17 protein-coding genes are annotated in these 20,270 nt (G+C 29.2%); 16 read left to right on the top strand and 1 reads right to left on the bottom strand.

The features are described 5' to 3' along the window. The first annotated feature begins 10 nt into the window (after window positions 1-10). The 6 genes from ACVHXK_RS09925 (at window position 11) to ACVHXK_RS09900 (ending at window position 7,868) form a co-directional block, all read left to right on the top strand. Window positions 11-1,333, top strand: coding sequence for an ABC transporter substrate-binding protein (locus ACVHXK_RS09925; RefSeq protein ID WP_461206235.1), 1,323 nt, complete (start codon window positions 11-13; stop codon window positions 1,331-1,333). 99 nt (window positions 1,334-1,432) lie between these two features. Further along, a complete protein-coding gene (locus ACVHXK_RS09920) occupies window positions 1,433-2,317 on the top strand; it encodes a carbohydrate ABC transporter permease (RefSeq protein ID WP_461206234.1) in 885 nt (294 codons plus the stop codon). Continuing rightward, window positions 2,304-3,158 (top strand): carbohydrate ABC transporter permease, encoded by an 855-nt coding sequence (locus ACVHXK_RS09915; protein WP_461206233.1) that lies wholly within the window; start codon window positions 2,304-2,306, stop codon window positions 3,156-3,158. Before ACVHXK_RS09920 ends, ACVHXK_RS09915 begins: the two co-directional genes overlap by 14 nt. Window positions 3,159-3,406: 248 nt before the next feature. After that, window positions 3,407-4,486 carry a glycoside hydrolase family 117 protein gene (locus ACVHXK_RS09910; RefSeq protein WP_461206232.1) on the top strand — a complete coding sequence of 360 codons (1,080 nt, stop codon included), beginning with the start codon at window positions 3,407-3,409 and terminating at the stop codon, window positions 4,484-4,486. 112 nt (window positions 4,487-4,598) lie between these two features. After that, complete coding sequence (locus ACVHXK_RS09905; protein ID WP_461206231.1) at window positions 4,599-6,329, top strand: sensor histidine kinase; 1,731 nt, start codon at window positions 4,599-4,601, stop codon at window positions 6,327-6,329. A gap of 12 nt (window positions 6,330-6,341) precedes the next feature. Next, a complete protein-coding gene (locus tag ACVHXK_RS09900) occupies window positions 6,342-7,868 on the top strand; it encodes a response regulator transcription factor (RefSeq protein ID WP_461206230.1) in 1,527 nt (508 codons plus the stop codon). Between the two features lie 117 nt (window positions 7,869-7,985). On the opposite strand, the gene ACVHXK_RS09895 is transcribed toward ACVHXK_RS09900, so the two are convergent. Beyond that, the gene (locus ACVHXK_RS09895; protein WP_461206229.1) at window positions 7,986-8,480 is read right to left on the bottom strand and encodes a GNAT family N-acetyltransferase; all 495 of its coding nucleotides are present in this window, start codon (window positions 8,478-8,480) and stop codon (window positions 7,986-7,988) included. A 136-nt stretch (window positions 8,481-8,616) separates the two neighbouring features. Between ACVHXK_RS09895 and ACVHXK_RS09890 the strand changes: the two genes are divergently transcribed. The 10 genes from ACVHXK_RS09890 to ACVHXK_RS09845 all read left to right on the top strand — a co-directional run bounded on the left by ACVHXK_RS09890 (window position 8,617) and on the right by ACVHXK_RS09845 (window position 20,174). Then, window positions 8,617-9,372: a WG repeat-containing protein gene (locus ACVHXK_RS09890; RefSeq protein ID WP_461206228.1), complete on the top strand. Its 756-nt coding sequence runs from the start codon at window positions 8,617-8,619 to the stop codon at window positions 9,370-9,372. Window positions 9,373-9,456: 84 nt separating this feature from the next. Beyond that, entirely contained in the window at window positions 9,457-9,642 is a 186-nt protein-coding gene (locus ACVHXK_RS09885; RefSeq protein ID WP_461206227.1) for a hypothetical protein, read from the top strand. A 162-nt stretch (window positions 9,643-9,804) separates the two neighbouring features. Beyond that, window positions 9,805-10,518, top strand: coding sequence for a phosphatase PAP2 family protein (locus tag ACVHXK_RS09880; RefSeq protein ID WP_461206226.1), 714 nt, complete (start codon window positions 9,805-9,807; stop codon window positions 10,516-10,518). A 172-nt stretch (window positions 10,519-10,690) separates the two neighbouring features. Further along, a complete protein-coding gene (locus tag ACVHXK_RS09875; RefSeq protein WP_461206225.1) occupies window positions 10,691-10,873 on the top strand; it encodes a hypothetical protein in 183 nt (60 codons plus the stop codon). After that, entirely contained in the window at window positions 10,860-13,097 is a 2,238-nt protein-coding gene (locus ACVHXK_RS09870) for an EAL domain-containing protein (RefSeq protein WP_461206224.1), read from the top strand. Before ACVHXK_RS09875 ends, ACVHXK_RS09870 begins: the two co-directional genes overlap by 14 nt. A 362-nt stretch (window positions 13,098-13,459) precedes the next feature. After that, complete coding sequence (locus ACVHXK_RS09865; RefSeq protein WP_461206223.1) at window positions 13,460-15,745, top strand: helix-turn-helix domain-containing protein; 2,286 nt, start codon at window positions 13,460-13,462, stop codon at window positions 15,743-15,745. A gap of 4 nt (window positions 15,746-15,749) precedes the next feature. Continuing rightward, window positions 15,750-16,823, top strand: coding sequence for a TRAP transporter substrate-binding protein (locus tag ACVHXK_RS09860; RefSeq protein ID WP_461206222.1), 1,074 nt, complete (start codon window positions 15,750-15,752; stop codon window positions 16,821-16,823). Window positions 16,824-17,166: 343 nt separating this feature from the next. Then, on the top strand, window positions 17,167-18,216 hold the full coding sequence (locus tag ACVHXK_RS09855; RefSeq protein WP_461206221.1) for a TRAP transporter substrate-binding protein: 1,050 nt from the start codon (window positions 17,167-17,169) through the stop codon (window positions 18,214-18,216). A gap of 175 nt (window positions 18,217-18,391) precedes the next feature. Continuing rightward, window positions 18,392-18,874 (top strand): TRAP transporter small permease, encoded by a 483-nt coding sequence (locus tag ACVHXK_RS09850; RefSeq protein ID WP_461206220.1) that lies wholly within the window; start codon window positions 18,392-18,394, stop codon window positions 18,872-18,874. A gap of 31 nt (window positions 18,875-18,905) precedes the next feature. After that, on the top strand, window positions 18,906-20,174 hold the full coding sequence (locus ACVHXK_RS09845; RefSeq protein ID WP_461206219.1) for a TRAP transporter large permease: 1,269 nt from the start codon (window positions 18,906-18,908) through the stop codon (window positions 20,172-20,174). Window positions 20,175-20,270 lie beyond the last annotated feature (96 nt).

Below are 20,270 nucleotides of genomic sequence, written 5' to 3'. Positions count from 1 at the left end.
GGGAAACAGTATGAAAAAGAATTTAGTTAGTGGATTATTATGTGTAGCATTATCAGCTTCACTGCTTGTTGGATGTGGAAGTAACAACAATGCAGAAACAGCAAATGGTTCTGAAAAAGTAACAGTTACATTTTCAAACTTTTTCGTTGAAGGACAATCATCTCATGAATTAACAGAAGAGGCAGTAGCAAAATTCAATGAAGAGAATCCTGACGCTGAGATTATACTAGAAGAAATGCCATCAGATGCTTATTTAACACAGACGAGTTCACTTGGAACAGCAGATGATTTAGCAGAAATGGTTATGATTAATGGTTCTATGATGAAGTCATTTTCAGATATAGGAGTTATTATTCCATTGACAGATATGATAGAAGGGTCTGACCTTGAAAAGGTTATGAAGCCTGGAATTTTTGAAGAATGTACAAATCAAGATGATGGTGAAATTTATTCAATTCCAATAGCTACAGGAACTTATGGATTTATTCTTTACAATACAGATATTTTTGAAGAAGTAGGTATTACAGAATTCCCTAAAGATTTAGATGAGTTTAAAATTGCATCAGATAAACTCTTAGCAGCAGGATATATACCAATGGCAATGGGTGATAAAGCTCTTTGGCCAGCTGATTCATTAGCTTTCAGTTCTTTTGTTAACAACTTTGTAGGAAATGAGTGGTTCAACAATATTCGTAAGCATAATGGAGAAGCAAGTTTTACAGATGCTGAGTTTATTGCAGCACTAACAGCATACCAAAAACTTGGAGAAGACGGAACTTTCAATGAAGATTTTGCAAGTCTTACAAATGACGAACGTCAAGGATTATATACAAATGGTAAAGCAGCAATGATTTCAGCTGGTGACTGGGAGAGCAAGAATGTAGCTGAAAACAATCCTGAAATTGGAGATGTTACTAAAGCAGCAGCATGGCCAGCACCTAAAGAAAATGCTAAAGCAACTAATTCTATAGAGCAATCAGCTGCATGGGGTATCGCAATGGGTTCACATATTACAGATGCTCAAAAAGAAGTAGTTATGAAATTCCTTACAGAGTATATGTACACACCTGAGTGGGGCAAAACTATGATTGAAGAAAATAATGAATTTGTATCTTGGGAATGTGAATTTGATGCTAGTACATTATCAATTCCAGCAGCATCTGTTCAAGAAGCTCTTGAAACAGCAACTCCTTGTTTAAACTGGGATGCAACACTTGATCCAACAGTTAAAGAAGTATATCAAAGAGGATTACAAGAAATAATAATGGGATCTATTACTCCTGAAGACTTAGCTAATGATATGCAAGAAGAATACGAATTAGTAGGAGAGTAAGTTCGACTTAAATATATTGGATAAAATAGCTACCAATAACTAATATATTGGTAGCTATTTTAATAAAAAATCATTATAAAAAGGAGGCAGAGTTACAATATGAATAAATTACAATCTGAAAAGAAATCGACCATTTATAAGTACACTTTACCAGGATTTATACTTTATTTTTTAGCAATGATGATTCCATTAATTCTGTGCTTAGTTATCAGTTTTACCAGCTGGAGAGGTGGAAAGAAGATAAATTTTATTGGCCTAAATAATTATGTGAGATTATTAAAAGATGATACATTTTGGCTATCATTTTTTCATAACCTTGAGTTTATTGGAATTTTAATTGTATCACAGATTGGTATAGCATTTTTAATGTCTTTGTTCTTTCAAAGTAAAAAGATTTACTTTAAGGAATTTCATAGAAAAGTGATATTTTTGCCTTCAGTACTTGCTGCTATGGTTGTTGCAATGATATGGCAAATAGTTTATAGAAGTGATATTGGACTTATTTCATCTGTATTACAAAAATTTGGATTAGAGGGGAATATTCCTTGGCTTAGTAATGCAAAGTTGGTTATCCCGGCTATTTGTTTAACACTTACATGGCAATTCGTTGGTCAGTTTGTAGTTATAATTATGGCAGGAATGCAAAATATTGATGGTGCAATTGTTGAAGCGGCAGAAATAGATGGTGCATCCGCAATTCAACGTGCTAGGTATATTACATTTCCACTATTAAAGCCTACAATTAGTATTTGTTTACTTATTTGTATTTCAGGATGTATGAAGATGTTTGATATAGTATTTGGTATGTCAGGTGGTGGCCCTGGAAAATCATCTATGGTTACAGCTTTATATTCTTACAATTTGGCATTTGAATCTCAAAAAGTAGGATATGCATCTGCTTCAGCTATTGGGATGACAATACTTTCGTTGGCACTAGTGGTATTATTCAGAAAATTATTAGGAGGTAAGAATGATGAAAACTAAGAATAACTCTAAGAATTCAAAAAAAATCCTTTCTAAAATCCTTATTAATGTTTTTGCATGCTTAGTATCCTTTGTTTGTCTATTTCCTTTGATATGGATGGCTTATTCATCTTTGAAAGATAAAAGTGAATTTATGAGAGATACATTAGCGCTACCTACAAAACTAGTATTTAGCAATTTTCCTAAAGCTTTTGAAATCGGAAATTTATGGAGTGCCATGGGCAATAGTGCTTTTTATGTGGTAATAAATGTGTCATTAATGATAGTTGTATCAACGATTACTGCGTATTTTTTTGCAAGATATGATTTTAAAGGTAAAGGATTTATGAAGTTTATGTATATTATGGGTATGTTAATTCCTTTGTATGCGCTATTAGTACCGTTATTTGTACAATATAAAATGCTTAATATGATTAATAATAGATTTGCACTTATTATTACTTACTATGCAATGTCTATATCATTAGCTATTTTCCTTACTGAAAGTTTTATAGAAGGAATTCCTGTAGAGATAGACGAAGCGTCTATAATTGACGGTTGTAATATGAGACAAAGGTTATCAAAAATCATATTTCCACTTTGCAAACCAATCATTGCAACTACAAGTATTTTGACACTCTTAAGTACATGGAATGAATTTGCCTTTGCTGTAATTTTGACACCTGATAAAAGGCTTAGAACAGTTTCAGTAGCAGTACGTTCCTACTCAACTGGTAGAGAATTAGATTATACATTTTTAATGGCGGCACTACTCAGTACATCGTTACCTGTTATTATTACTTATATATTTTTTAGCAAACAAGTAATTAACGGTATGACAGCAGGTGCAGTTAAAGGATAGGCTATGTTTTGAAAAATTATTAATTAGCAATTAGCAATTAGCAATGTGCAATTAATGATGATTCTCCTCGTACCTCCGAGAATCTTTAATTAATTTAAAGACTCCCGAAGAATAAGGAAGTCATCCTTAATTGCAAACTGTACATTGCAAATTGCACATTATTACTAGAAATAATAATATTATTTTTAAACAATAGTTTGAATATAAACAATATTTTAAACATAACCAAAAGGTAAAGGAGCGTATACATGAAAAAAAGCGCAGCAACACTAAGAGCAGAAAAATACAGAAATAATGGTTCAGAATGGTTTGGCGGATTTGCCTATACAGAAGTAAAAGGTTTGGGCTATGAAGAAGGTATTCATAGAAGAGACCCAAGTAGCGTTATTCAAGTAGAAGATATTTATTACGTATGGTATACTAAGTCATGTGGACCTCATTTTGGACATTCCGCACAGAGAAATCCAATGAGTAAAATTTTTCCTTGGGACTATGCAGATATATGGTATGCAACTAGCATGGATGGAATCAATTGGGAAGAGCAAGGCTGTGCAGTTCATAGAGGGAACAAGGGTGAATATGACGAGAGAACAGTGTGTACACCAGATGTATTAGCTCATGAAGGTAAATATTATTTAGTGTATCAAGCAATTCCACAAGGAAATTATCAAGGGGATGATGAAAATACTGCTATGGCAGTGGCTGATAATCCAAATGGACCTTGGGTAAAAACTTGTCAAAACATATTAACTCCTATGGAAGGTGGGGAATGGTTTGGCAATGAAGATTGCTATAATTCGGGCTATTACTTAGGATTGACTCATGATCCAAGTTTGTTTTATTATAATGATAAATACTATTTATATTATAAATGTGGTTCAAATGAATTGACTTCTTTGAAACATTCAGGAGCGGATACTAGATGGGGAGTTGCTACAGCCGATTGTGTAACAGGTCCTTATACTCACAGTGAATATAACCCAGTTACCAATAGTGGTCATGAGACTATGTTATGGCAATATAAAGACGGTATAGGTGCTTTGCTAAATAGAGATGGTCCAGAGAAAGATACTATTCAGTATGCAAAGGATGGCATTAATTTTGAATTAATGGCTCATGTATATGACACTCCACAAGCTGGTGGAGCATTTAGAGGAAATCATAATGATGATTGTCCATTAGAAGGAATTCGCTGGGGATTATGTCACTATGATGAGAGAGGATCACAGTGGAACTATATTGTGAGATTTGATCTTGATAATAGGCATCCTTATGCTTTTGCACATCAATATCCAAAAAATAACTGTAGTGGATTAGGTCTTTGGTAGCAATTAATAGAGAGAATAATATGCACGTTAGAGTCTATGAAAATTGAATCTGACGTGTTTTTTGAAATAGTAAGAAGTTTTCTGATTATAAAAAGGATAGAAGGAAATTATTATGGATAAAAATATTACAATTCAAAAGCATTTTAAGAGGGTTTTTGGAAAAGTAGTCTTACTTACATTTATGATAATAGTTATTATATGCCTTGTTTTATTATCCAAACAGGCTGAAAAAGAGCAAGAAAAGAAAATGCTATTAGCAGGTGAAAATGTAGTGGATACTTTGAATAGAGAATTATCGGATTATTCTATGCAACTATCCTATTTTATCACAGCAAATGGTAGGGAAGTTATCGAATTGCTAAATCAGCATAATGAACTAAGTGGACAAGAAAGATATATTTATGATAAAAAACTAGAGGAGAAATTCGGATCAAGTTTAGCTCTTCAGTTACAAGTGGTTTCTTTAGATTTTTATATGAAGGATATGAAGAAATATAGCTTTAAGGATAATTATTTATATTTTACAGAAACTTTGACAAGTCAAGAATGGTACCAAGATTCTTTAAATAATCCTGATAAGGTAAGAATCAATATAATAAATGTAGAGGATTCTTTTTATCGTACTGACCTTATAGATGGTAAAAATGTTTTAGCTTTTTCCATTATGACAGATAGAATTGGAGCAGGGAGTTCTGTTAATATGGCTAATATGTGCGTAGATTCTGATACAATAAGGCTTATAGAAAATGTGGATACTTGGTCAGATAGGGTTAGTATTTACATTATGAATAAAAATGGAAAAAAATTAGTTTCTTCAGAAGATTCACATTTAGAAGAAGCTTATGCCATTTTTCACAATGAGACACCAATGAATAGTAATATAAGATACTCAATGGATAATATACGGAATACTGGATGGAAAGTGATTACAATCGTAGATGGGGATGCCGTGACTTCTCAATATCGAAATATAATATTTATACTTTCATGTGGTATTGGTATTATGCTTATTTTCATATATTATTTTGTAAATAATTTATTAAAAAATATATTAAATCCACTTAATGAGCTTACAAAGACCATGGAAAAAACGGAGAATAATAGTACGCTGCAAAAATGTGAGGTTAATGGTTTATATGAGGTTCAGGTAATACAAAATACTTACAATAATATGATACACAGAATTAGTAACTTGATGCGATTGAATGAGAAAAAAGAACAGGAAAAGCACGAAGAAGAGATGAAAGTATTAGAACTTCAGTTGAACCCTCATTTTCTATCAAATACCTTAGGCAGCATAAGATTTATGGCTATTGTAGCAAAGTTTGAAGGTATTCAGAAAATGACAGAAGCACTAATTAATATACTTAACTCATCTTTTAGAAACAGTTATAGTTTCCATACACTAAAAGAAGAAATAAAGGTTATAGATTCATTTATATATATTATGCAAATACGCTATGTAAATAATTTTGAAGTCTTCTATCGAATTGAGAATGGGTGTGAAGACTGTCTAGTACCAAAGCTTTTTATGCAACCATTTCTTGAAAATACGATAACACATGGTTTTGAAGATAATGAAGATATAGGCGAAATACGAATTAACATCAAAAGAAATGAAAATAATCTGGATTTTAGTATTTGGGATAATGGATGTGGCATTAGAGAAGATAGAATACAAGATTTATTAAATAAAGAACCTCAAAATGGAAATAAAATAGGTATTGCCAATATAAATAAACGATTGAAATTATATTATGGCGATGAGTATAAAATCAGGATAGAAAGCGAATTAGGGAAGTTTACTGAGGTGAAGTTTTCTATTCCATACAGAGAAGAGTAAAGGAATGATTAAATGTATAGTATTTTATTGGTAGATGACGATGTAATTAATAGAGTTGCAATTGTAACTATGGTTGATTGGCAGAGTCTGGGATTTAAAATTACTGGTCAGGCTAGTAATGGAAAAGCTGCCTTGGAATTTTTAGAGAATAATAAAGTACACTTAATTATTACAGATATGAAAATGCCAATTATGGGAGGCCTGAAATTTATAAAAGAAGTTCGGAAAAAGGACAAAGAGGTTAAGGTTATAGCCCTAAGTTCCTATGATGAATTTGATTTAGTAAGGCAAGCCTTTAAATTAGATATAGAGGATTATATATTAAAAGCAGAATTGTCAAATCAGTATTTGACTACTTTTATGCTTAATATAAAAGAAAAATTATCTAAGGCAAACAATTTAATAATCAACTCAAATCAAGAAAATGATTTTGAAGAATATGCTTTAGGTAAAAAAGCAATTATTGGGACCGAATTCGAAAATTATTATTGCCTTATGATACAAATAGAAGATTTAGAATCTGTTCGCAAACGTTTTGTAGATTTAAAAAATGAGCTTTTTGTGCCTGCAGAAAAAATATTGATGCAGATTCCTAAAGTAGCAAAATCATGTAATGTTATAGAATACACATATTCGAGACTCTTGGTATGCTATAAGACCAACGAAGTAGAGGATGAAAGTATTAGATTGCTGTGTAGGCAAGTGATAAATGTGCTTAAAAACTATATGAATATTGAAGTATCTATAGGAGTTAGCGATTGGCATCAGTCTAGCACAAAACTTTTAAAAAGTATAGAACAAGCAATTAAACGTTTATCTTTAAGATATGTATATGGGGATAAAAAAGTATTTACAGAGTATGAGTCAAAAGAGTTTGACTTAAAGGGAACATTAGCTAGAGAAAAAGATTATAAAAAGCTCTTGAAAAGTTTTAAGGAATTTAGTGATGAGGAATTATTTCAAAGTCAGCGAAATTTATTTAATAAAAAAGAGTTTGAAAACGTAGATGAGCTAAAAAAGAAATGTATAAATTTAATCTATTTTGAAGCTTTGATGCTTGAGAATAACGGTGATAATATATGGAATATATGGGGTAGAAAAGTTAGCTTTTACAATAAGTTTAAGCCACTTGTTACTAGCGCTGATGTTTTAATGTGGATGTTCAATTTTGATAGATGTATTATGGATTATTTGAAGAAAAAATACGAGAATAAGATAAACAGTGATAGACAGTCTATTGTTAAACATTATATTGATGATAATTATGCCAATCCGGATTTATCACTAAGAGAAGTTGCAAGCTTCGAAGGCTTAAATGAAAAATATTTTAGCTCAAAATTTAAAAAAGAATGTGGTATGTCATTTGTTGAATATCTAACAAAAGTTAGAATAGATGCAGCTAAAAGTTTAATAGAAAATACCAACATGAAATTATATGAGGTAAGTAGAGCGGTGGGCTACAATAATGCGGAGCATTTTGCAAGAGTTTTTAAAAAGAAAGTAGGTATATCGCCAAGAGAGTATGGAAATAGAAATTAGATATTGCTATAAATAATTAGATGTTAATAAGCTAATAATAAAGAAACCCCAGTAGAATTAATTATAAATTTTACTAGGGTTATTTTTGCTTATTTATTTGTGAATTCAAGAATTTTATTATGATAACTCAAGATACATATCATACCATTTAGCACCACCGTGCACAGATTGAGAAACACCTTCATTAATATAACCAAATTTAGAATAATATTTTATTAAATGCTCCTTACAGGTAAGTAATATTCTTTTCCTATTATTTTTTTTTGCATTTTCAATGAAATTATTCATTAGTTCTTCTGCGTAGCCATTTCTTTGATATTCAGGATGGATATCAAGTCCGAAAATCACAACATTATCTCCATTTTGTATATGCAGGTCCATAGTTTGAAAAAATTCATCTTGAATATGAGTTTCGTTAGTTATACCACCATTAATAAACCCTATAATTTTATTATTTAATTCAGCAACAAGAAAACCTTCAGGGAAAACAGATAATCTTTCTTTAAGTGCTTTTTTTGTAGCTCCTTCAGCCATTGGGAAACAAATCTGTTCTATTTTAGTGATGCTATCTAAATCGTTCATTGATGCGATTCTTATTTTTAATTTATCCAATTTAATACACCTCTTTTGAGATATTATAACATATATTAAAGAGAAAATAGAATAAATTTATGAAAGCTATAATACAATTATTGTGGAGTAGTATTAATTTTTTTATTCTAATAATAGCTTCCAAGGGGTGGTAAAGATGAGTAATGATGAAATTTATGGTGCAGTAGGGGATTCAATTGCAGAATTTACGGATATAAGTAAATTTTGTACTGATGGATACGATAAATACTCTAGTTATGCAATTGGGCTTAATCCCTATTGTGATGGATATCATAAGTTTAAGCCCGGAAAGGATGGGGATATTAAAGAGAATAAATCATATATTGTGTATACAATGAAAGATGGACTTCATCTTTTAGGTTACGAAATATATCATTATGATTCAGATGAGGATGGGTTTGGTGCAGAAACTGAATATGTTTATGGATATATTGACAAAGATTATAATGTAGTTATTCCTTTTACATATTGGCATGCAAGACCTTTTTCAGATGGTCTTGCTCATGCAGCAACAAATAGGACAACTTGGTTTTATATAAATAAGAAAGGTCAAAAAGTTATTGATGGACCTTTTAAACAGGCAGGTCGTTTCAGAGATGGATTAGCATGCGTTCAGGATTACTCAGGTAAATACTATTATATTGATAAAAATGGAAAGGATGTATTCCAAAAAAAGTATTTTGCAGCATATGAATTTTCTTATGGATTTGCAGTGGTTTGTGATGTACCTAATAAAGAGTATTATATCAACAAAAGAGGTAAAGCTGTTTTTAATAAAATTTTTAAAAGTGCAGGTCCTTTTGTCAATGAAAAGGCTTTTGTGCACTTTAATGAAAAGGAAATAGGTTACATAGACATGGATGGTAAGGAAGTTGAGAGAGAATTAAAGTAAATATTGAATCTCGTTGAATATTTGGTATAATTAAACATGGGTATATTTACAAAATTTAAAATAAATATGCAAGGAGCATTTATAATGAAGAAAAAAGTAAATTTAAATATGTTGATACCTTACATAGGTTGTATTATTGCATTAATTGGAGTCTTAGTAATATCAAAAATATCAGAGACTGCTGGTTTTTATTCTTATGTAGCTGGATCGGCAATAGTAATTGGTGGTTTAATTAGAATAGTAAGTAAGCCTGTTCCAAAAGATAAATGATTAGCTTTCTTGTATCATTTAAACACAATTTAATGTTATACTTTTTATCTTTTGATTTTATAGGTGATTGTTTTTATAATGAGATTGGTCTTTGTTTTAACTTTTTTGTAACAATTAATTTTACTATAGTAGTAAAATTAATTGTTAGAATGGGGGATAGTTATGTTTACAAAGATAAAATATTTTAGCCAAGATTATAAGCATTTATTTGTATTGTCATATTATATTGTAATTTTAGTAACCTACAGTATATTCAATAAATCAGTAGTTCCTAAATATATGATGCATTCAGTTATTGATGATTATATACCTTTTGTGAAAATAATGGTTGTACCATATGTATATTGGTACGCATTTATAGTAGTTCCTTTCATATTTTTTGCTATAAATAATAAAAAAGATTTTTATAATTTAGCTTTTTTTATTTTTGCAGGAATGACCATTAGTTTTATTATTTATGCAATATTACCAAATGGACATAATTTACGCCCGGCTATTTATGAAAATGATTTTCTTTCAAATTTGATTAAGTTATTATACTCTATAGATAAGCCTACTAATTCTGCTCCTAGTATGCATGTAATTGATACTATTGCAGTATATGTAGCAGTAATGAACAACGAAAAATTATCTAAAATTAAAAGAATAAGAGCTATTACTCTCATATCTATGATTCTAATCATTTTATCTACTGTTATGATTAAGCAACATTCTATATTGGATGTTTTTGCAGGAATGGCACTAAGTTTAGTTTTGTATGTCGTGATATATAAGTTAGATATTTTAAGTATCTTTGCAAATATGAGATGGAGGAAGAGAAAAGCTAGCTTTATGGCTAATGATAGTGGTAACAATACAGGTACTAGCATCCATTAGAATTATGAAATAAATAAATTAGTTGATTAAAGTTCCAGTAGTTAAAACTACTGGTTTTGTTTTGCAGAAAATCGCAATGGATTTTATTGACGGAGAGAAGATAGCTGACTATAATTAAATGGAGTGTTTTTTTTGATATTAATGGTAATCGATAAATGAAGGAGAGGATTAATTGAGTGGAAAAGTCAGTAAAGAAATGATGACTATATTATTAGTAAACCAACAATTTGAATATATGATAAATATTGTTGAAGATGAAGAAAGGCATGAACGAGAGCTTATTGATATGATTGATGAGGAAAAATCGAGCTATATAGGGTCTGTTGTTTTAGGGTTGAATAATGCGATATTTTAGAAAGCTTATAAATTCTGTTTTTTCTAACAAACAGATGAAAAAGAACGCTATAGTAGCTATCTTTTTAGCGGTTTTAATATTTGTTTGTATACTAGGGGTTTTTAGTAATTATAGTAAAAATTATATTAATCATACCATCGATGATTTGGAGTTTGAATCCAATAGTTATGCTGAGTATTTTAAAAAAGAGTATAATACAAATTGTGATTATATCAAACTTATAGCTGATTTATTAAAGACCCATTATTCAGTTATGGACAACGAAGGAATAAATGATATAAAAATCGAAGAAATAAAGTATATTTTCAATAGTATAAATGAAGAAGACAATTTTATCTCTAAAATATATTTTGTTGACGATAAATCTGGTGAAGGGATTAGTAGTAAAGGTTTTGTTGCTTTTTCTGATATGGCTACTGACCTTAGAGAAAGGGACTGGTATAAAGCAGCAAATCAATCTGATGAGGTAATAATATCTGATGTATATGAGGATATAAATACACAAAAGCCTTGTATGACGTTAAGTTACACCCTTAGAAATGAAGGACAATTGCTTGGAGTATTAGCAGCAGATATTTTTCTTGAGGATTTCAATGCATATTATAGTGGAATGGTACAAGATAATGAGACAAAGCTTACTGTTCTTTCAGAAAATGGAATTATTATTATTGATAATAATAATGAAAATTTAGGGAGGGATGTTAGGGATGTATTAAATAAATATATTGATAGAGGATCGGATTATAGTTGGAATAAAATAAAGGATAAAGACTCAGGAGAAATAAGAAAATACGAAGAAAACAATAAAAATATAAATTTATACTATTCAACAATTTCAGAAGTAGGCTGGAAGGTTTTTTGTATAGCTGATTCTTCAATAACAGAAAATGCAATTAACAAGACATTGTATATATTATTATTGATTGGAGTAGTAGTGTATCTTTTAATGATTATATTTCTCTTATATTATACAGCTAAAAATGAGAATACTGATATGCATACAGGATTTATGAAACTCAGTGCCTTTGGTAAAATGATAGAGTACAATAAAACATTTATGAAAAGTCAGTTTTTATTATTTGTAGATATTAAAAACTATAATTTTGTAAAAACAGAATTAACAATGGAAGAATACGAAAAGTTCATGGAGATTTATTCGTACAATATAAGACAAGCGTTCAAAAAGAGCTATAGAATAGCAAGAGGAAGAGATGGGATTTTGATAGTTTCTCCAGCTCACCCAGAAATCAAGCATTTTAAAAACACCATAAATAAAGCTATTGGAAAATTTGATAAATTTGAAGTTGATTTTAATGGTGATGTTTACAAATTGGAGATGTCCTTTTATCTTGTTGAATATTCAAAAGAAAACCTTATTGATTTTACTAAAAATCTTATAAAATCAGAAGAAGCTATTATAAAAAAAGAATATGCAAGCAGTAGATTAATAGATATAACCTATGATGAGCTCATAGAAAAATCCAGACAAGACCTTAAGAAACTTAAATTTTTGAGAAATTCTATTGAAAATAGTAATATTGTTCCTTTCTATCAGCCAATAATTGATGTTGCTTCTGGTAAGATAGAAAAATATGAAGTTTTGATGAGAATAAAAGATGGTGATAATTACTTAGCGCCATACCCGTATATATTAATTGCAGAAAAATATAATATAATTAATTTAGTTGATTCTATGGTTCTAGAAAAGGCATTACAGTTTAAGAATAAAAATGATAAAGAGGATAAATTGATATTTTCATTTAATGTATCTGGTAAGTCTGTAAATGATGGAAGTTACCTAAGGAAAGCTACTTCATTAGTAGATAAATATTCAATAAGTCATGATAAGATAGACTTTGAGATTACAGAAACAGAAAAACTTTATGATATTAGTAAAACTAATGATATACTTATGCACTATGTAAATAAGGGTTATAGCTTTTCAGTAGATGATTTTGGTACTGCCTATGCTTCTATTGCTTATTTAAAGCAGATACCAGCTAGTGTTGTCAAAATTGATGGTTCTTTTATTAAAGACATGGATAAAAATGAAGAAAATTATTATCTAGTAAAGTCAATGATTGCAATGGCTAAGGGCTATAAAAAGAAGGCTTTGGCTGAATTTGTTGAAACAGAAGAAGTTTACAATAAATTAGTAGAGCTTGGTATAGATTTAGTACAAGGATATTACATTGGAAAGCCTGCTGATGATATATTGAAATAATTTTAAAATCTACTTTGGAGTTAGAATCCAGAGTAGTTTTTTAATGATAGGTGGAAATAGAATGATGTGAATTCACAGTAGCAATAAACTAATAAATAGTTTATAGTTATAGAGGGATTTATGATAAAATGAAGAAATGATAACTAGGATTATAATTTTCTTTGAAATAAGTATTGAAATTAAAGTTAATATATTATTTTGGAATATGGAAGTAATAAATTAAGGCAAAACTTATTTGGGAGAGATGTAAATTAGGAGATTTACTTAGCAGAAGGCAAAAATCACTAAAAGTAGGTGGACTTTTGAAAATTAGAGATTTTTTCACATATAAGAAATTACATTTTAAATTTAAGAGTATTTTAATGAAGAATTTTGTAATAATACTAATTGCTTTCATAGTACCTTTATTAATTGCAAACATTGCAATTTATAGACAAGCTACAACTATTGTTCAAAGAGAAGCAAGGGAAGCAAATATTAATATGTTGTGGAAAACTAGCAAGTCTATAGACTTAGTTTTCGGGCAAATAGATCAGGTGATATCTCAATTAGGTATGGACCAGGAAGTGCTAAATTCAGTTATTGACCCTAGCCTCAGTAACACTTCGCGAAACCTTTCTGTAATAAATAAGATTAGGAATGTTGCTATTTCAAACGAATATATACATTCTATATATGTATATTCTGCATTTGGAGAGTCTATTATCAGTTCGAGTGGTGAGGTATACCCCTGGTATAAATTTTATGATAAAAAATGGTTAAGTAGTTATTCATCAACATTTTTAGGAACACATCAGATAAATACGAGAACTATGGAAGATAAGTTTGGAAAAGAGACAAACAGCGTAACATTAATACGTAACTTACCATTTTCATCTTGGAGTAAAGTGGGCGCATTGGTTATTAATATAAATGAAGATCAATTATATGGAACTATTAAGGGTATGGATGAGTATAACAAGGGAGAATTTCTTGTTATCAATAATGAAGGAAGAGTTATTTCCTACGGAGATAAAACTAAATTAGATTATAATTTAGAATCCTATGAATATATAAAGAAAATATTAACAAATGAAGAAGACTATTTTGTAGAAGAAGTAGATAACGAGAAAATATTATTCTCCTATGTGAAATCGCCATATAATAAATGGACTTATATTTATATGATACCTCTATCTGAATTGTATAATGATTCATCTTATCTATTTAAGATAATTGGAATTATTACGATAATAAATATTTTTATTTGTCTAGCTTTTGCTTTTTCTATTTCGCAAAAGATATATATTCCTATTAAAAGACTAATAGATTTAATAGATAAAAAATCAAAATTTACGTTAGAAGGTAAATTTCAAAGTTCGATAAATGAATATGATTTTTTGGATCAAGCTTACAATTTTGTATTAGACAAAAATTTGAATATGCAAAATACTATAAATAATAGTAAACCAATAATTAAAGAAAAACTATTCAATAACTTGTTAACAGGTAAAGGTTTAAATGTGCAAGAAATAGAGGGTAGACTCCAATTTTTAAATATTGATTTTACTTTTGAGAATTTTGTTGTAATAGTAATGCAAATAGATGATTATAATGAATTTGTGACAAATTATGATGAAATAAAACGTAATCTATTTAAGCTTCAATTAATAGAAATTATTGAGAAATTGATCAATGAAAAGTATATTGGTGTAAGTATTGAAATAGAATCTAATAGACTTGTTTCCATTATAAATTATGGAGAAGAGAATGTATTAGTGAATGACAATAATGATATTGTAGAACTAGCTAGGAAAATAAAAAATATGGTAGAAGAATACTTTCCATTTACCATTACAGCTGGTATAGGGATGGTATATAAAGATCTATTTAATATAAAATTATCCTATAATGAGGCTTTAAAAGCATTGAGATATAAAATATATCAAGGAAAAAATAAAATAATTGATATTGGGACTATAGAAGAAGATGAAGGAGAACTATATTACTATAATTCTGAGAAAGAAAGGTTATTATTAAACAATATTAAAATTGGCAACAGGGATAAAGTTCAAGCTATAATTGAAGAACTATTTTTGTCAATAATTAATAATAGAAACATATCTACTATTTATATTAAAGAGTATTTTATAAGAATAATTAATCAAATAATTGAATCTGTAATTAATAGTGGAATAAATTTGGAAGATATATTTGAGAAAAAACGAAATGTATACGATGAGATTTTAGAAAAAGAAACAATTTCTGATTTGGAAAATTGGTTTAAAGAAATATGCCTATCTATTGTGGGCTATATAAATGTAACCAATGAATCAAAAGGAAATAAAAATATTGAAAATGTCCTTCAGTATATTGAGAAAAATTTTAATAAGGATATATCTTTGAAAGATGTAGCTGACTATGTGGATTTGAATCCATCATATGTAAGTACAATATTTAAGGAAAATATAGGAGAATCATTTGTAAGTTATTTAAACAAAACACGTATAGAAAAAGCAAAAAAATTGATAGTTAACACTCAACATACTATTAAAGAAATTGGATTTAGAGTTGGCTTTAATAGTCTACAATCTTTTTTTAGAATATTTAAAAAGTATGAAGGTATAACCCCAGGACAGTATAGACAGAATGAAAGTAAGGAGGTATAGCCTTATGAGAAAAAAACTATTATATTTTATAATTTTCGCAGTTAGTAGTATTGCCATTGTTATATTTATTAGTTTATTTTTTAATAGAGGAAAAGACATAAGCTCAAAATTAGAAATAATTAAAGACAATAATATTGAAGATGAACAGGAATTAGTAGATTATAATAAAGATTTAATTGTGTTAAAAGTTGCGCACTATTTACCGGAATCTCATCCTCAGCATACTGCATTGATGAATAAATTTGTTCCAATTATTGAAGAAGAGAGTAATTGGAAGATAAAAGTTGAACTGTATCCAAACAATAAACTTGGAAAAGAAAGTGAGTATATTGAAGGAGTTAAGAAGGGTACTATTGAAATAGGAATAGGGAGTCAATCATTATTGGACGAGATTAATGAGCTTAACATAATCAAATTTCCATATGTTTTTGAAAATTACAATGAAGCAGAACAAATATTGAATAATAAAGTAAGCCCCGTTATTGAAAAAGAGTTATTAGATATAGGAATACGCAATTTAGGGTGGGGATTAAATGGATTTAATCAGATATCTACTCTTAGAAAATTCAGATTAAATTCAGATGGACAAGAATTAAAAATAGCTACTCAGCAAGATCAGTTAAACATAGAAATTTTGCAATCAATTGGTTTTGAGCCATATATCTCTAATATTAGTGAAACAAAAATGCTACTTAGACAAAAAATTATAGATGGTTATGAATACCCACTTTTATTAAATTACTATAATCAGTGGTATAAATATCAGAGGTACCTTTATGTCACTAATCATACATTGAGTGCTGATATGTATATGATTAATGAAGAATTTTTTCAGAGTCTTTCGGAAGAAAATAAGAATCTTATTATATATGCACTTAAAGAAACAGCTGAATACGAAGTTGAATTACTAGAAAACTTAGAAGAGAATATTTATAAAACACTTGAAAAAGAAGGAGTGAATATTGAATATCCTAAATTAGATGAGTATAAAGAAAAAATACAGCCTTTATATAATCAATTATTAGGAAATGATGATAGCCTTAAAGCCTTATTTCAGGATATAAGAAGTTATAACTGAATTTTAGTTGATTTTATATTTTTCTTAAGGTACTTACGTAATAGTATTTTATCCATTTTATGAGTTCTATTTTATAGATCTTGTTAAGTGGATTTTTTTATTTTTGAAATATTTCTCTTAAAAGGGCCAATACTGAAAAAATTGATAGTCTATTTAAAGATTTAAGACACTAATCTAGAAATTTAGTATAGTACCATAATAATTGTTAATATGCTAGCGAAAATAATTATGCTATTGTATGAATGTAAGCAAGCTGCTCAAGATATCGTTTACAAATAATCACAGCAAGCTATAAGTATCTCTAACAAGTAAGAAAAAAATTAAAACAAAAAGGAGAATTATTATGTTAAAAGGAAAGTTCAAAGTTTCAAAAAAGGTTTTGTTAAGTGTTGCAGTAAGTATATTCATTTTAACTGGGTGTGGATCAAATTCACAAGAAGCTGTTAATGGAAATGAAGAAACTAATGTGGCTAGTTCGGATACGGTATATAACTTAAAACTAGGACATATTCTAACAGCAGACCATCCAAATGGACAAGGTGCTGAAAAATTCGCTGAAATAGTAAAAGAAAAAACAGATGGCAAAGTTATTATTGATGTATTTCCTTCATCACAATTAGGTAATGAAAAAGATTTATTTGATGCGGTATCATTAGGATCTGTTGATTTTGCAATTTTAGGATTTGGTGAACCTTCCAAAAGGTACAAGCCACTTTCAATTTTAGATGCTCCATATATTGCTGACGATGGAGAACATTATTTGAGAATATTAAACGACCCAATAGTACAAGATATGTTTGATGAAATGACTAAGATTACTGATGTTAGAGCAATAGGACCAACATATTTTGGGGTTAGATATTTAAGTACATCAAAAGTTGCAGGAACTAATCCAGAAGAATTAAATGGATTAAAAATAAGAACTCCTGACCAACCAATCTTTGTAGCTGCAATAGAAGCAATGGGAGGAACACCAGTACCTATGGCATTCTCTGAAGTTTATCTTGCACTTCAGCAAGGTGTATTAGACGGATTTGAAAGTACTCCAGCAGCTTATGCTACAAATAAATTTTATGAAGTACAAAAATACTTAATTAATACTTCTCATATTATTGGTGGTAACTGTCTTTATGTAAGCGAGAAAACAATGGCTACATTACCTCAAGAATATCAAGATGTTATAGTTGAAGCTGGTACAGAAGCAGCAGAATATATGAGTGATTTAATGTTTGAAGCAGAAGAAGGATATATGGATGAAATTACAAGCAATGGTGTTACATTTATTGAAGATGTAGATAGAGATGCATTTATAGAAGGAACTCAATCATTATATGAAGATTACGAAAGTGACTGGGGCGAAGGATTACTAGAAAAAATAAGAGGAATTGAATAATTTATAATAGTATGAAATGTGAAGAGTGAATTGATGAATGATTTTCTCATTATTTCACTCTTCACACTATTATTAAAGTAAAAGTTTTATTTTGTAAATAGTATATGAATAGTAACAATATTCTAAAACAGAACAGAATAATTTAATGATTGACCATTTAGATTGGAGATGAATTATGAAAAAACTTGCACAAAAGCTTTATAAAATTGAAGATGCAATATTAATAGCATGTTTAGGTATTATGGGTTTGGTATTATTTTTTCAAGTTGTAATGAGATTTGTTTTTGATTCGCCACTTATGTGGAGTGAGGAACTAGTAAGATTTATTCAAATATGGATAGCTTTTTTAGGTATTGGTTATGGCATTAGGGCTGAATCTCATATATCTATGGTTATAGTTTACAATAAATTTAGTGAAAAAATGCAACAGGTAATAAGTATTATATCAAATATTTTTATTCTAGGGTGTTTTTTAGTATTTATCCCACATGCTTATAATTTTGTGGAAATGCAGCATAACATTGCATCTTCAGCAATGGGGATAAAAATGAGTATCGTGTATATACCAGTAGTAATAGGTAGTGTTGTTTATATTTTTTATTGTATAGCTGATTCTGTTTCAAGGATGAAAATATTACTAAATAGGAAGCAGATATAATGAAGATAAATTTTGAGGAGGTAGTGGAGCAATGTTAGTACTTTTAGGTAGCTTTTTTATTTTTCTTATTATAGGAATACCAATTGGCTTTTCTATGTTTGGTAGTTCTATAATATTTATGCTTATAAATGATATTAATTTGGAAATGGCAGCACAGAGAATGGTCTCTGGTGTAGACTCTTTTCCATTATTAGCAGTTGGATTTTTTGTTTTAGCTGGTAATATAATGAATAGAGGTGGTATTACAAAAAGGATATTTACATTTGCAGATCATTTCGTTGGACATTTCACTGGTGGACTTGCTCATTCAAATGTACTTGCTAGTATAATTTTTTCTGGTATGTCAGGTTCAGCCATTGCTGATACTGGCGGACTTGGAGCTATTGAATTACAAGCAATGAAAGATGGTGGTTACGATGAAGATTTCAGTCTTGCTGTTACAGGGGCTTCTTCAATTATAGGACCAATCATACCTCCTAGTGTTCCAATCGTAATTTTTGGTGTTGCAGCAGGAGCTTCTATAGGAAAACTATTTGCTGCAGGTGTTATACCTGGAGTAATGCTTGGCCTTGGTATGTGTGTACTTAATTATATATATTGCAAAAAAAAGGGTTATGCAAAAAGAGAGAAAGCTACAATAAAAGAAAGAGTAATTGCTACAAAAGATGCGTTCTTTTCACTACTAACACCGTTGATTATAATTGGGGGCATAATGTTTGGTGTATTTACACCAACTGAAGCTGCAATCGTAGCTGTGGTTTATGGAATTATTTTAAGTATCATTTATAAAGAAATGAAGCTGAAAGAATTGCCTATATTCTTAAAAGAAACACTAAATGTAATTGTAGGAGTATTATTTATTATTGCAGCTGCAACTTTATTTTCATGGCTTTTAACTATAACTCAAGCACCTCAGATGCTGGCTACTAGTCTTTTAAGTATTTCTTCAAATAAATACGTTATATTATTATTAATAAATTTATTCTTATTTATTATGGGATTATTTATGGATATAACACCATCTATTGTTATTTTAACACCGGTGTTAATGCCTATTATGAATAACTTAGGAATTGATCCTGTTCATTTTGGAATTATATTGATAGTAAACCTTATGATTGGTTTATTAACACCTCCAGTAGGAATGATATTATATGTTCTTTCAAATATATCAAAAGTACCATTTGAAAGAATTGCAAAAGCGATTATTCCATATATTGGAGTGTGTATTATTGTATTATTACTATTAACATACATACCTCAAATCGTTATGTTCTTACCTGGGTTACTTTTCCCATAGAATAGATAAGTTAAAAATAATTTTTATAGAACACAGCAAAGGGAGTCCACTAAGTGGACTCCCTTATATATTTATTATATTTAATTTTTTAGTGAG

The sequence above is a fragment of the Clostridium sp. DL1XJH146 genome (genome assembly GCF_054819755.1).
Note: the sequence above shows the minus strand (reverse complement) of the source record. Positions and strands in the feature narration are given on the sequence as shown.

Bases quoted from the DNA above. Each gene is read 5' to 3' on its own strand.
- ACVHXK_RS09925 (WP_461206235.1), top strand. From the start codon at position 11: ATGAAAAAGAATTTAGTTAGTGGATTATTATGTGTAGCATTATCAGCT.
- ACVHXK_RS09920 (WP_461206234.1), top strand. From the start codon at position 1,433: ATGAATAAATTACAATCTGAAAAGAAATCGACCATTTATAAGTACACT.
- ACVHXK_RS09915 (WP_461206233.1), top strand. From the start codon at position 2,304: ATGATGAAAACTAAGAATAACTCTAAGAATTCAAAAAAAATCCTTTCT.
- ACVHXK_RS09910 (WP_461206232.1), top strand. From the start codon at position 3,407: ATGAAAAAAAGCGCAGCAACACTAAGAGCAGAAAAATACAGAAATAAT.
- ACVHXK_RS09905 (WP_461206231.1), top strand. From the start codon at position 4,599: ATGGATAAAAATATTACAATTCAAAAGCATTTTAAGAGGGTTTTTGGA.
- ACVHXK_RS09900 (WP_461206230.1), top strand. From the start codon at position 6,342: ATGTATAGTATTTTATTGGTAGATGACGATGTAATTAATAGAGTTGCA.
- ACVHXK_RS09890 (WP_461206228.1), top strand. From the start codon at position 8,617: ATGAGTAATGATGAAATTTATGGTGCAGTAGGGGATTCAATTGCAGAA.
- ACVHXK_RS09885 (WP_461206227.1), top strand. From the start codon at position 9,457: ATGAAGAAAAAAGTAAATTTAAATATGTTGATACCTTACATAGGTTGT.
- ACVHXK_RS09880 (WP_461206226.1), top strand. From the start codon at position 9,805: ATGTTTACAAAGATAAAATATTTTAGCCAAGATTATAAGCATTTATTT.
- ACVHXK_RS09870 (WP_461206224.1), top strand. From the start codon at position 10,860: ATGCGATATTTTAGAAAGCTTATAAATTCTGTTTTTTCTAACAAACAG.
- ACVHXK_RS09865 (WP_461206223.1), top strand. From the start codon at position 13,460: ATGAAGAATTTTGTAATAATACTAATTGCTTTCATAGTACCTTTATTA.
- ACVHXK_RS09860 (WP_461206222.1), top strand. From the start codon at position 15,750: ATGAGAAAAAAACTATTATATTTTATAATTTTCGCAGTTAGTAGTATT.
- ACVHXK_RS09855 (WP_461206221.1), top strand. From the start codon at position 17,167: ATGTTAAAAGGAAAGTTCAAAGTTTCAAAAAAGGTTTTGTTAAGTGTT.
- ACVHXK_RS09850 (WP_461206220.1), top strand. From the start codon at position 18,392: ATGAAAAAACTTGCACAAAAGCTTTATAAAATTGAAGATGCAATATTA.
- ACVHXK_RS09845 (WP_461206219.1), top strand. From the start codon at position 18,906: ATGTTAGTACTTTTAGGTAGCTTTTTTATTTTTCTTATTATAGGAATA.